Source organism: Bacillus sp. 22446 (assembly GCF_052044955.1).
In the GTDB taxonomy this organism is placed as follows: Bacteria; Bacillota; Bacilli; order Bacillales; family Bacillaceae; genus Bacillus; species Bacillus altitudinis.
In genome coordinates, this window is record NZ_JBQEOD010000014.1 from 51,781 (window position 1) to 63,408 (window position 11,628).

Below are 11,628 nucleotides of genomic sequence, written 5' to 3' on the forward strand. Positions count from 1 at the left end.
AGATGAAAGTAAAATGTACCGTATCATACGATGGGACACATTTTAAAGGTTATCAAGTGCAGCCAGGACAGCGTACTGTACAAACGGAGATTGAATCTGTTCTTGCTAGAATGCATAAACAAGATGAACTAATTCCGATTGTGGCTTCCGGCCGGACAGACAGTGGCGTTCACGCAAAGGGGCAGGTCATCCATTTTGACACCCCGCTCGCCATTCCGATGGAGAGATGGCCGTTTGCCCTCAACAGCTTGCTGCCAGATGACATTCGTGTTCTAAAGGCTGAGGAAGTGGATGAGTCATTTCATGCTAGATTTGGTGTCGTTTCAAAGGAGTACCGTTATAGGGTCTCAACAGAAACGCACCAAAATGTGTTTACGAGACAGTATGCCTGTCACTATCCTTACCCGTTGGATGTCGACAAAATGAGAGAAGCTGCTGGACACCTCATTGGCATACACGATTTCACAAGCTTTTGTGCGGCCAATACAGAGGTTCAGGACAAGGTGAGGGAGATTTATACCCTTGAGTGGAAAAACGTCTCAGACGGGCTTGAAATGCGTGTGAGAGGGAATGGCTTTTTATACAACATGGTGCGAATTATCGCTGGAACGTTACTTGACATTGGTTCTGGTAAATTTCACCCTGAGGAGATAAAAGCCATGCTTGCCGCCCGAAATCGCGAAGCGGCAGGCAAGACTGCGCCCAGTCACGGACTGTATTTATGGGAAGTTTTCTATGACAACTAAACCAGGTGTAACATGTTCTTGACACAGGAAGCAGAAAGTTATAAGATATCATATGGTATGTATTTCAACCCCACAAATAAGCCCCGGAAGACTTATCTGTGTTTTGAAATAGAACGTAGCATTTGATTCAGGAAAATTCATTGATTTATTTAGGAGGGAAACTCATGCGTACAACACCAATGGCGAACGCAAGCACAATTGAGCGCAAATGGCTAGTGGTTGATGCGGCAGGTAAGACTCTAGGTCGTCTTTCTACTGAAGTAGCATCACTTTTGCGCGGTAAGCACAAACCAACTTATACACCACACGTTGATACAGGTGATCACGTGATCATCATCAATGCTGAGAAAATTGAATTAACAGGTAAGAAATTGACGGACAAAATTTACTACCGTCATACGATGCACCCAGGTGGTTTGAAACAAAGAACTGCTCTTGAGATGCGTACAAACTACCCTGAAAAAATGTTGGAGCTTGCTATCAAAGGTATGCTTCCAAAGGGTCCACTAGGTCGTCAAATGTTCAAAAAATTAAATGTGTACCGTGGTTCTGAGCATCCACATCAAGCACAACAACCTGAAGTTTACGAACTTCGCGGTTAATTATAAGGGAGGTTAACAATTTGGCACAGGTTCAATATTACGGTACAGGTCGTCGTAAAAGTTCTGTAGCGCGCGTTCGCTTAGTTCCAGGTGAAGGCCGTATCGTCGTTAATAATCGTGAAATTACTGAATACATTCCATTCGCTGCTTTAATCGAAGACGTGAAACAGCCTTTGAACATCACAGAAACAGCTAACAGCTACGATGTTCTTGTAAATGTTCACGGTGGTGGATTCTCTGGTCAAGCTGGAGCAATTCGTCACGGTATCTCTCGTGCTCTTCTAGAAGTAGATCCTGAGTACCGTACACCACTTAAACGTGCTGGACTTCTTACTCGTGACTCTCGTATGAAAGAGCGTAAGAAATACGGTCTTAAAGGCGCACGTCGCGCACCTCAGTTCTCAAAACGTTAATCAATATTATATTGTATGGACGTTTTACAAGGGTTTGTACAGACAAACCATATTTAAAAGCATCAGCATCCTGCTGGTGCTTTTTTTTCTGGCATTGATTCCAGATAAATGTTCTGTGTGATTTAAATATTTATGTCCGAATCGTTTGGATACTTATGCAATATCTATGTCTTGAGAAAATAGAAATGATGCATGAATATCTCTTAAACCGTGATACGTTGTTTTATTAATATCTAATTTCTTCAATGTCTCCGCTAATTTTAGATGGTTCATTATTGGAGGGATATCAAGAAATGTTAACGATTAAAATTTTAATAAGTATTTAAAGATTTTAGAGTATAAAAGATGAAGTTGATTAATTTCCCCATATGAAAGTGGGGGTAACAAATCGCCCCATTCAATTGAATGGGGCGATTTTAGCTGCAAGTAATGAAGGAGGTTTTAGAGCTTAAACTTTAAAATCAGTTCAGCAGCTTTTAAGCGAATTGAATGATCTTCGCTATTTAATAATTCTTTAATAACCCCAATGGCATCCGCTTCTAGTGCTGTGGCTTCTGTAATTGTCCCATTGATTAGTTGTTCGATTAAATGGGCATGTTTAGTTAAATCAGCAACAGCTCCCGGATATCTTAGTGAGCCTCTTAACTCGTCAGGTAAGTCTGAGCGGAGAATGGATTGTTTATTTAACAGCCACTTTACTTTACGTTGATGAGGGTAGCCTAACCCTTCTACGTTTTTATCGACAGTTTTGTCGTAGATATAGTCTGATTCAACCTCTGCAAAATAGATATCCTTTTTATTTGTAGAAGGAACGACTACTACGTCTCCAACTTTCATTCCCTTTACTAAAGAATGTAGATTACCGATTCCTTCTTCCATATCATTCTTACTTAAAATGGTACGCATATCGTTAAAACTAAAGTTAGATAAATCTTCACCTACAGGATAGCCCACTGCAATAAAATCATTTTTTAAAAAATTTTCAAGGTGATCTGTGCCATGTGGTAAGGGTCTTAATAGCCAATAATGTTTATTCATATATATCACTCCTGTTAAATTTGTTATCACATGTGATGAACATATTTAAACACATATTCGTCACATGTGTCAATAAATATTTATTGTGGATGTTTTACAAAGGTTTGTTATAGACAAACCATATTACAAAAGGCATTGGCATTTGCTGGTGCTTTTGTAAGTGGATAGACCATGACTAGCATCTTTCTCTTGAATACGTATAAAATATGAGTATAGAAGTTTTCTGTTTAAAAGATGGAGGGTGTCATATGAATCTAACAACAGAAAGATGTCTCATTCGACCGTTTATTGAGGATGATTGGCAGGATGTCTATGCATATACATCTGATCTAGCGGTGATGAAGTATATACCAAAAGGTGTTTTTTCTAGAGAAGAGGCGCAGGAATTTGTCAAAAATAATCGTCTTAAGACGGCCAAGAATTTTGCTGTTCTATTAAAAGAAGATCATACATGCATCGGGCATATCGTGTTTCATCCTTACTTTGGTGAGCACACATATGAAATTGGCTGGGTCTTCAATTCTACATATCAAAACAAAGGCTATGCATCAGAAGCTGCTTTTGCTGTCCTACATCATGGTTTTCACACAATGAATTTACATCGAATCATTGCCACTTGTCAGCCTGAAAATGTGCCGTCATGGAGAGTAATGGAGAAAATGGGGATGAGGAGAGAAGGATATTTTAAAAAATGTATACCACAAGGAAATGAGTGGTGGGATGAGTTTTATTATGCCATCTTACGAGAGGAATGGAAAACTTGATAAGTTTTCATGATATGAAGTAATTCGTCATTCCAAATATCCCTTGGCTTTCTCTATTGATATAATCAGGTCAAATAAGTAGAAGAGGGGCGCGGGCATGAGGATCTTTGATGCACATTTTCATATCATTGATTTTGATTTTCCCATTCAAGAAAACCAAGGATATACACCGCCGAGTTATGTGGTGAATGATTATAGGAGAGAGACGGCTGATTTAGGGATTGTAGGTGGAGCGATTGTATCAGGGTCATTTCAGGGCTTTGATCAAGGCTATTTGTTGAAAGCCCTCGATGAAATGGGACCAGCTTTTTGCGGTGTGACACAATTACCTTTTACCGCAGCCGATGATGAGATTGTTCAATTGAATCAACAAGGGGTAAAAGCTTTACGTTTTAATGTGAAGCGGGGCGGTTCGGAGGATATTTCAAAGCTCGACTATTTTGCGAGAAGGGTGTATGAGCTGGTTGGGTGGCATAGTGAGATTTACATAGACGCTAAGCATCTCCCTGACATCTCATCAACGCTTGAACAGCTGCCGGCCGTTTCCATTGATCATCTAGGCTTATCTGAAGAAGGTTTGCCGCATTTGCTCAAGCTGGTTGATAAAGGGGTTCGTGTGAAAGCGACTGGCTTTGGGCGTGTTGATTTAAAGGTCGAACATGCATTGACGTCTATTTATCAAACGAATCCTGATGCACTGATGTTTGGTACAGATCTTCCCTCTACAAGGGCGAAACGGCCATTTGAATACGGTGATATTGAATTGATTCAACAGATGTTTGATGAGGAAGCGGCGGATAAAATTTTATATGAGAACGCTATCAATTGGTATTTTGGCAAATGAATAAAGGCTTCCATTCCGTGATAGGAGGTGTGTTCATTGAATATGAATCAATTGACATTTAGAGAAGCCGTCCAAGGAGACCTCGACAACATCGTTTTGATGCTTTCAGATGACAAATTAGGCCAAAAGAGAGAACGCTACTCTCGTCCATTAAGAGAAAGCTACCTCAATGCCTTTCATTCGATCGAAGCGGATCCCAATATTGAACTAATCGTCGCTTGTGATCGGGAAGAGGTAGTCGGTGTTCTCCAATTAACAATGACTCCATTTCTAACGTATCAAGGAGGATGGAGAGCTTCAATAGAAGGAGTTCGTACAGCCTCGACTCACAGAGGAAGAGGAATTGGCACATTGTTGATCAAACGGGCTATTCAACGCGCAAGTGACCGCGGGTGTCATATGATTCAGCTGACAACTGACAAACAGAGGTCAGAAGCACGCCGTCTTTACGAAAAGTTGGGATTTGAAGCTACGCATGATGGGATGAAACTGCATCTTCTTCGTAAATAAACACACCAAGAAGCAAAGGTATTCACAACCCTTTGCTTTTTTGTGCCTTTGTTTCAAATATTTGTTATATTGGAGACGAGAATCTATAGTGGTTTGGAAAGGAGAAACATTTGAAGAAAACAAAAGAGGATCTTTTGGCATTTGTCACGAAAAACAAAAAGGACGTATCAGTAACAATTATTGAAAATGAAGATGTGGTATTAGATTGGAATGGTGCTCAAAAAACACCACTTGCAAGTACGATGAAATTAATGGTTTTGTTTCATTTTGTTAAAGCTGTATCCAGCGGTGACATCAAGCTAGATGAAAAAGTGGCATTGTCTGATATAGAGCGGTTTTATATTGATAGAACCGATGGCGGTGCTCACACATACTGGCTGGAGGTCAACGATTTTTCTGAGCATGCAACTTTATTAGATGTTGCCAAAGGAATGATGCAATTTAGTTCGAATGCTTGTACTGATTATTTGATTGACTTGCTCGACTTAAAAAAGATCAATGATCAGATGAAACAAGCAGGTCTTACAGAACATGATGAACTCATGCCGCTGACACCCAAGGTGTTGTGGTCAGCCTATGTATCTGATCATGAGCAGGATGCATTAAAGCAAATAAGCGATGTAACTGATGAACAATACAAATCTCTGATGATTGAGATTTTTCATATCATGAAAAATGACCCGGAGCATAAAAAGGCGTTAGAAGAAAAATTGATGAAAAAGAACTTGTTAAGCTTGCGTATTCAATCTTTACTGACGCAAAAGATGACAAGGTCTACAACGAATCAATATGCACATTTTATGAAACGTCTACAGGATGAGCTGTTAACAACAGAAGAAAAGCGTCTTTTTAGCCAAATTGTGCTGGGAGAAATATTGAAGACGGAAACAGATCAATATATTTGGTATAAAGGTGGATCGACGTTGTTTGTTGTCACTGCTGCTTTATATCGAAAAACGGATACATCAACTATATCGATTTCTCTATTCATCAATGACCTGAAAGCGGAGAATTCTCACTGGATGGGGGAAGTGTTCGATGAATTTATACTTACCGTAGTAGCAGATCAAAACTTTCGACAACGATTTATTCAAGCTTTTACTACATAATTATCAAAAAACAGAGGGTGACGCCCCTCTGTTTTTAATATTTCTTGATGGGAAACGCTTTGTATACATCTTGACGTTTCTCTTTTGACTTCACAACTCCATCAACCAGTTCCTTTTGCCAAAGCGCTGTATCGTCTTTGTACACTTTAAAAGAGTGAGGCAGCTTTTTTTGTAGCTGTTTTCTTTTAAACGTGACGGATGGCTCGTCTTTAGCGTTCATCTTGAGTGTCACTTGCTCCACGTTATCGATAAGAATAAAAAGTGCCAATGCATTATATAAGTAGTTTTTTTCAATGGTATCCTTCTTATCAAACCAAAATGAATCAAACTGTTCTTCTGTATCATTGGTATTTTCTTTCACGCCGTATGTCACTTTTAGCGCTTTTTCATCTACGATTTCATATTCGCGAATCACGTTACCTGGAAGATCTGATAAAATAGCGCCGACTGCTCCATTGTCTCCAATATAAGAATTTTTGTGTTTGGAAAGCTGTTTTAATGATATGTCTTCTATTTCTTTTATGTCGCTCTCTTTCTCACTGGCTTGACTACTGCAAGCGGATAGAATGACTGTGATTAGTAGTAGGATATACATCCACTTTTTCATTTATTTTGCCCCTTTATCATTCTTTCTATATAAAAACCCATTATATCACAAGATCCCATTTCAACCACTTATTTCATCATTTCCATTTACTGAACTGCATGTTTTGTTCAAACCAACGAACAATACAAAGAAAAAAAGGAGTTCAGTCCATGGCAGAAGTTCTTTCATTTTATCAATTGAAAACAAAACGAGATGTCACGCTTGAAAAGAAGCTGTTGCGTACATTGTCTCTTCAACAGGTGACGGTCGCTTCAGAGAAATTCACGAAGAAGCTGTTCCCATTTGCAGATGATCCAGCTGGGATTATGAGTGATGGCTGTATTGATTTCGCCATTGAGGCTTTTTTAGCAGGTGGGAGATATGGTGAGTCTAGTAAGTATGGTGAATCATTCGATGATATAAAAAAGCGGTCAGTTCATGAAGAAGATGAACTGGTTGAGGAGCTAGCAGGGTGTTTGCAATCGTGGGGGAATATGTTCCAAATGGAGCGTAAGATGTCGTGTCTGTATCCATTTGCGAAGGAATTTTTAAGTAAGTGGTGGCAGGAAGGCTTTCGGGAATCAGAAAAAAGGCATAAGCTTCGCCTGCACTAAGCATATTTCCAGCCCTTGTCCCATATCTATAAAATAATGGTGTATGGGAGGGACAGGGATGAAAAGAAAGCTGAAATGGACAGGGTTTTTAATCGGGTTTATTGTCCTCTTATTCTTATTCAGATTTCAGTTTCTAAATGATGATTCGTGGAAATCGTGGAACTTGCCTTTGAGCGGCAAGATCATCTATTTAGATCCGGGTCACGGCGGTCCAGATGGCGGTGCTGTTGGCGGCGAGCTGCTCGAAAAAGAGATTGCACTGGATGTGTCCATGAAGATAAGAGACTATTTGCAGGAGCAGGGAGCGCTTGTTCTCATGACCCGGGAGGATGACTCTGATTTATCATCAAAGAATACAAAGGGTTATGCCCGAAAGAAAGCGGAGGATTTGAGAAACCGTGTGAAAGTCATCAATGAGTCTGAAGCGGATCTCTATTTAAGCATACATTTAAATGCGATCCCATCGAACAAATGGAGCGGGGCCCAGACGTTTTTTTACGGAAAGTATGAAGAGAATGAAAAAGCAGCGAAGTTCATTCAAGATGAATTGCGCAACAACCTTGAAAACACAGATCGCAAGGCGAAGCGAATCAATGGGATTTATTTAATGCAAAATGTCACGAAGCCAGGAGCGCTTGTCGAAATCGGATTTTTATCGAATCCAAAAGAGGCTGGTCAGCTGGCGACTCCTAAATATCAGGATCAAATTGCTGCTTCAATTTATAAAGGCATTCTCAGATATTTAACAGAGCAAAAAGAGCCGCCTGAATAAGGGGCTTTTTCCTGTTTATCGCAGGCAAAGAGGACAGACATTGTAAGGATATGTATGATATACTTGGATTGTAAACGAATTCAATAAAGGGTGAGGTTCTGCTATGATCGGACAAGATGATGTGAGAAAACTAGTTGGGAAGATGGACGAACCTTTCCTTCATATACCGCTTGGTGAGCTGGATGCCATCAAGGAAATCAGCCTAAAGCCTGAAAAAGAACATGTGAGCTTAAAAGTGGCGATTGCCAAGACAGGCACTGCTGAGCAGATGAAGCTGCAGCAAGACATCGTACAAGCTTTAAAAGCAGCGGGCGCGAACACTGTAGGACTTCGTTTTGAAGAACTGCCTCAAGAAACGCTTGAAAAGTTTATGCCGTCACAGGATGAGGAAGAAAATTTGCTCAACTCTAAAAATCCGCCTGTGTTCTTAGCGATTGCGAGTGGAAAAGGCGGCGTTGGGAAATCAACTGTTTCCGTTAACCTGGCTGTGGCACTGGCTCGTCTAGGGAAAAAAGTGGGACTGATCGATGCTGATATTTACGGCTTTAGTGTACCGGATATGATGGGAATCACCGTCAGACCGACAGTTAAAGGGGAAAAAATTATTCCTGTGGAACGCTTTGGCGTCAAAGTGATTTCAATGGGCTTTTTTGTTGAAGAAAACGCACCGGTCATTTGGAGAGGACCGATGCTTGGTAAAATGCTAAATAACTTCTTCCACGAAGTAGAGTGGGGAGAATTAGATTACTTACTATTAGACCTTCCGCCTGGAACAGGTGATGTGGCACTTGATATTCATACGATGCTTCCGAGCTGTAAAGAAATCATTGTGACGACACCGCATCCAACAGCGGCTTTCGTTGCTGCTAGAGCAGGCGCAATGGCACTGCAAACAGATCACGAGGTGCTAGGGGTCGTTGAGAATATGAGTTACTATGAAAGCAAAAAAACAGGTGAGAAGGAATATGTCTTTGGAAAGGGCGGCGGGGACAAGCTGGCGGAGGAGCTGCGAGTATCAGTCCTTGGTCAAATCCCTTTAAGACAGCCTGATTGGAATGAGGACGATTTTGCACCTTCCGTCTATGATGCGAGTCATCCGACAGGGGAAGTGTATCAACACATTGCCAATAAAGTCATTGAACAATTAACAGTGAAAGCATAATGAAAGCCCGAGTGGACCTTGTGCCACTCGGGTGATGTTTAACTGCCGTTTCCTTGTGAACCGGAATCATTGCTGCTTTCAGAGACTGCTTTTTTTAGCTCATCTTCGAATTTCTTCTTATAAAGAGGGCTGCTCAATGTTTCGGTGATGACTTTCTCTAAGTGCTTTCTGAACTCTTTGCTTTTGACCAGTTCACCGTATTTCTTTTCCATTTCAGGATCCTTGAGAATATCCATCATCATTTGTTGATAGTCAGGGTCCTTCATCAATTGTTTTAACATCTTTTCATGCTGTTGCTGCATGGATTTTGCGAAAGTCTCGGCAAATTTAGAATCCTCAAAGACCTTCTTCCAGAACTCTTTGCCTTTATCAGAAGTTAGTGTTTTCTCTATTGTTTTTTTCACAGTTTGTTCATCCATTACCAAAGCTTCATTCATTGCCTCGTCATTTAATAACTGTTGAATGGCCTTTTTACCGTCATCTGTTTTCAAAATATCGACGACCATTTTTTTCGTTTCGTCATAGTCCATATTAGATGAGGATTGGGTTTTGGGAGCACAAGCTGTTAGAGATAAAAGAAGAAAACAGCTCATTATACGCAAGATGCCTTTTGACATACTGTGGCTCCTTTCGTTACATGTCTTACTTTTAATATGAATGTTTCACGTGAATTTATACATAACAAAAATAGGGGTTGGGTCAATTCAATGAAAAGTCGGGATTTAGTTCGTTTTTTCTTCTCTGTGCTGGCTGTTGGAGCGGTCATTACAAGCGTGGTAGGTTTTGCGCTGGAGTGGGGGAAATATCAGAAGCTGTTTGTATCGTTTGAGATTTTAGAGATTGCGTCTGTGTTATTTTGGTTTATTGGTGTGGGGATGATCTTTAGTGTAATCAGTCAGATGGGGTTTGTTGTCTTTTTGACGGTGCACCGGTTTGCACTGGAGATTTTCAGGTCGCATTCTTTATGGAATACCATTCAGTTATTCCTTGTGATTTTCGTGCTGTTTGATTTAGCTTATTTGCGGTTTTTGTTTTTCGGGGAGAATGAATCATTTCTTCCATACTTATGGCTGCCTGTTTTTATCGGTGTGTTTGCATTGATCGTGTCTTATTTTAAACAGCAGCAGTCCTCTAAGAAAACATTTATTTCTGCAATGTTTCTCATGGTCGTCATCACGTCGTTAGAATGGTTTCCGGCGCTTAGAGTCAATGAAGAGGACTGGCTGTATTTAATGCTATTCCCGCTATTAGGTTGTAATGCGTTTCAGTTGTTAGCTATGCCGCGGTTTTCAAAAGCAAAAGCTACTTAACCTCAGTTGACTTTGTTTTTGTATTAGAGATAAGTTCGCCAACCGTGATGTTTCTTAAATTCTTATCTTTTAAGTGTTTTAAAATAGCTGGTAAGGCTTGAGCGGTTTGGGTGGCTGAATCTGAGGCGTGAAGGAGAATGATGTCTCCGCTTTTCATTCGATCATTTACATTATGAACAATCTGGTCGACGCCCGGGTTCAGCCAATCTTGAGAATTGATGCTGTAATGGACAACGGTATAGCCATACTGTGTTGCAATTTTCAATACCGTTTCATTAAATTGCCCAGTTGGCGGTCTTAATAATTGAATGTCTTCCAGTCCAAGCTTTTGAAATGTATTTTGTGCACGGACAAGATCACGCTTAATTTCGTTTTCTTCAAGCTGGCTATAATTTTTATATGCATAGCCAAGGCTGCCAATTTGATGACCGTCCTCTTTAATCCTTTTCACAATATCCGGGTGACGCTCAGCCCAAGAAGCAGACAGGAAGAAAGTGGCGTTCTTTATATCGTACTCTCGAAGGACATTTAAAATAGGAACAGCCTTCTCGTCTCCCCAGCCAATATTAAACGTAAGGGCTGCATGTTTTGATGAGGTCTCTCCTTTATAAATCGCTCGGGGTCCTTGTTCCGTTTTAAATACAGACAGCGGCGGTGCCTTTTGTACATAAAAAAAGGTTGCAGCTGCAAGGGCTGCTACAAGAATAATGACTACTTGCTTCAGCCGTTTAATAGGCAACACATATAATCGACTCAAATCAAACACTCCTGCCTTGTCCTAGATTGTTACTTGATTGTATGCAGGACAAGGGTTTGACATGCGCGATAAAACTATTTTAAAAAAAGTTCTGAAAAGACGTTGACCAACAGAATGTTTTCGTGATATATTATTAATCGTCGCTGACACACAGTGACAAACACAAACGCTTCGGGAAATAAACTTGAAAAAAGTTGTTGACATAAGATGAAGCGAAATGTTATATTATTAAAGCCGCTAAGAACGGCGAAGATGATCTTTGAAAACTAAACAAGACAAAACGTACCTGTTAATTCGAGTTTTTATAAAAAAATCCTATGATATTTCATAGGTAGTCAGTCAAACGCTGACGAAAAACAAAACTTCGGTTTTGTACTTTTTCGGAGAGTTTGATCCTGGCT

At 40.3% G+C, this 11,628-nt stretch carries 15 protein-coding genes; 11 read left to right on the top strand and 4 right to left on the bottom strand.

Annotated features, from left to right (window positions below):
- Positions 1 to 2 precede the first annotated feature (2 nt).
- The 3 genes from truA to rpsI all read left to right on the top strand — a co-directional run bounded on the left by truA (position 3) and on the right by rpsI (position 1,761).
- A complete protein-coding gene (gene truA, locus ACTJJD_RS18560; RefSeq protein ID WP_041091511.1) occupies positions 3 to 746 on the top strand; it encodes a tRNA pseudouridine(38-40) synthase TruA in 744 nt (247 codons plus the stop codon).
- Between the two features lie 164 nt (positions 747 to 910).
- Positions 911 to 1,348: a 50S ribosomal protein L13 gene (gene rplM / locus ACTJJD_RS18565; protein WP_003217042.1), complete on the top strand. Its 438-nt coding sequence runs from the start codon at positions 911 to 913 to the stop codon at positions 1,346 to 1,348.
- A gap of 20 nt (positions 1,349 to 1,368) precedes the next feature.
- A complete protein-coding gene (rpsI, locus tag ACTJJD_RS18570) occupies positions 1,369 to 1,761 on the top strand; it encodes a 30S ribosomal protein S9 (RefSeq protein WP_007496354.1) in 393 nt (130 codons plus the stop codon).
- A 441-nt stretch (positions 1,762 to 2,202) separates the two neighbouring features.
- Here rpsI and ACTJJD_RS18575 read toward each other — a convergent pair whose 3' ends face one another.
- Positions 2,203 to 2,799: a restriction endonuclease gene (locus ACTJJD_RS18575; protein ID WP_216943217.1), complete on the bottom strand. Its 597-nt coding sequence runs from the start codon at positions 2,797 to 2,799 to the stop codon at positions 2,203 to 2,205.
- 248 nt (positions 2,800 to 3,047) lie between these two features.
- On the opposite strand from ACTJJD_RS18575, the gene ACTJJD_RS18580 reads away from it, so the two are divergent.
- From ACTJJD_RS18580 to ACTJJD_RS18595, 4 genes are all read left to right on the top strand, one after another.
- On the top strand, positions 3,048 to 3,563 hold the full coding sequence (locus tag ACTJJD_RS18580; protein ID WP_216943218.1) for a GNAT family N-acetyltransferase: 516 nt from the start codon (positions 3,048 to 3,050) through the stop codon (positions 3,561 to 3,563).
- A 97-nt stretch (positions 3,564 to 3,660) separates the two neighbouring features.
- A complete protein-coding gene (locus ACTJJD_RS18585; RefSeq protein WP_440608735.1) occupies positions 3,661 to 4,407 on the top strand; it encodes an amidohydrolase family protein in 747 nt (248 codons plus the stop codon).
- Between the two features lie 36 nt (positions 4,408 to 4,443).
- The gene (locus ACTJJD_RS18590) at positions 4,444 to 4,917 is read left to right on the top strand and encodes a GNAT family N-acetyltransferase (protein ID WP_216943220.1); all 474 of its coding nucleotides are present in this window, start codon (positions 4,444 to 4,446) and stop codon (positions 4,915 to 4,917) included.
- A gap of 110 nt (positions 4,918 to 5,027) precedes the next feature.
- A complete protein-coding gene (locus ACTJJD_RS18595) occupies positions 5,028 to 6,026 on the top strand; it encodes a serine hydrolase (RefSeq protein WP_216943221.1) in 999 nt (332 codons plus the stop codon).
- Between the two features lie 34 nt (positions 6,027 to 6,060).
- Here the strand turns inward: ACTJJD_RS18595 and ACTJJD_RS18600 are convergent, their stop codons facing one another.
- Positions 6,061 to 6,633, bottom strand: coding sequence for a DUF4825 domain-containing protein (locus ACTJJD_RS18600; RefSeq protein WP_440608736.1), 573 nt, complete (start codon positions 6,631 to 6,633; stop codon positions 6,061 to 6,063).
- A gap of 149 nt (positions 6,634 to 6,782) precedes the next feature.
- Between ACTJJD_RS18600 and ACTJJD_RS18605 the strand changes: the two genes are divergently transcribed.
- The 3 genes from ACTJJD_RS18605 to ACTJJD_RS18615 all read left to right on the top strand — a co-directional run bounded on the left by ACTJJD_RS18605 (position 6,783) and on the right by ACTJJD_RS18615 (position 9,160).
- Positions 6,783 to 7,226 carry a YbaK family protein gene (locus ACTJJD_RS18605; protein WP_058214432.1) on the top strand — a complete coding sequence of 148 codons (444 nt, stop codon included), beginning with the start codon at positions 6,783 to 6,785 and terminating at the stop codon, positions 7,224 to 7,226.
- 58 nt (positions 7,227 to 7,284) lie between these two features.
- A complete protein-coding gene (gene cwlD / locus ACTJJD_RS18610) occupies positions 7,285 to 7,998 on the top strand; it encodes an N-acetylmuramoyl-L-alanine amidase CwlD (RefSeq protein ID WP_017359175.1) in 714 nt (237 codons plus the stop codon).
- A gap of 103 nt (positions 7,999 to 8,101) precedes the next feature.
- Positions 8,102 to 9,160, top strand: a complete 1,059-nt coding sequence (locus tag ACTJJD_RS18615) for an Mrp/NBP35 family ATP-binding protein (protein ID WP_008345199.1) — start codon at positions 8,102 to 8,104, stop codon at positions 9,158 to 9,160.
- Positions 9,161 to 9,198: 38 nt separating this feature from the next.
- Here ACTJJD_RS18615 and gerD read toward each other — a convergent pair whose 3' ends face one another.
- On the bottom strand, positions 9,199 to 9,777 hold the full coding sequence (gene gerD / locus ACTJJD_RS18620) for a spore germination lipoprotein GerD (protein ID WP_017359176.1): 579 nt from the start codon (positions 9,775 to 9,777) through the stop codon (positions 9,199 to 9,201).
- A 90-nt stretch (positions 9,778 to 9,867) separates the two neighbouring features.
- Here gerD and ACTJJD_RS18625 point away from each other — a divergent pair, with 90 nt between their 5' ends.
- Positions 9,868 to 10,470 carry a KinB-signaling pathway activation protein gene (locus ACTJJD_RS18625; RefSeq protein ID WP_008345196.1) on the top strand — a complete coding sequence of 201 codons (603 nt, stop codon included), beginning with the start codon at positions 9,868 to 9,870 and terminating at the stop codon, positions 10,468 to 10,470.
- On the opposite strand, the gene pdaB is transcribed toward ACTJJD_RS18625, so the two are convergent.
- Complete coding sequence (pdaB, locus tag ACTJJD_RS18630; protein ID WP_057078711.1) at positions 10,463 to 11,227, bottom strand: polysaccharide deacetylase family sporulation protein PdaB; 765 nt, start codon at positions 11,225 to 11,227, stop codon at positions 10,463 to 10,465. The two genes, ACTJJD_RS18625 and pdaB, sit on opposite strands and share 8 nt — an antisense overlap.
- Between the last annotated feature and the right edge of the window lie 401 nt (positions 11,228 to 11,628).

Coding starts and splice junctions, on each gene's coding strand:
- ACTJJD_RS18605 (WP_058214432.1), top strand. CDS start 6,783: ATGGCAGAAGTTCTTTCATTTTATCAATTGAAAACAAAACGAGATGTC.
- ACTJJD_RS18600 (WP_440608736.1), bottom strand. CDS start 6,633: ATGAAAAAGTGGATGTATATCCTACTACTAATCACAGTCATTCTATCC.
- ACTJJD_RS18575 (WP_216943217.1), bottom strand. CDS start 2,799: ATGAATAAACATTATTGGCTATTAAGACCCTTACCACATGGCACAGAT.
- ACTJJD_RS18580 (WP_216943218.1), top strand. CDS start 3,048: ATGAATCTAACAACAGAAAGATGTCTCATTCGACCGTTTATTGAGGAT.
- ACTJJD_RS18615 (WP_008345199.1), top strand. CDS start 8,102: ATGATCGGACAAGATGATGTGAGAAAACTAGTTGGGAAGATGGACGAA.
- ACTJJD_RS18625 (WP_008345196.1), top strand. CDS start 9,868: ATGAAAAGTCGGGATTTAGTTCGTTTTTTCTTCTCTGTGCTGGCTGTT.
- truA (WP_041091511.1), top strand. CDS start 3: ATGAAAGTAAAATGTACCGTATCATACGATGGGACACATTTTAAAGGT.
- rplM (WP_003217042.1), top strand. CDS start 911: ATGCGTACAACACCAATGGCGAACGCAAGCACAATTGAGCGCAAATGG.
- gerD (WP_017359176.1), bottom strand. CDS start 9,777: ATGTCAAAAGGCATCTTGCGTATAATGAGCTGTTTTCTTCTTTTATCT.
- ACTJJD_RS18585 (WP_440608735.1), top strand. CDS start 3,661: ATGAGGATCTTTGATGCACATTTTCATATCATTGATTTTGATTTTCCC.
- cwlD (WP_017359175.1), top strand. CDS start 7,285: ATGAAAAGAAAGCTGAAATGGACAGGGTTTTTAATCGGGTTTATTGTC.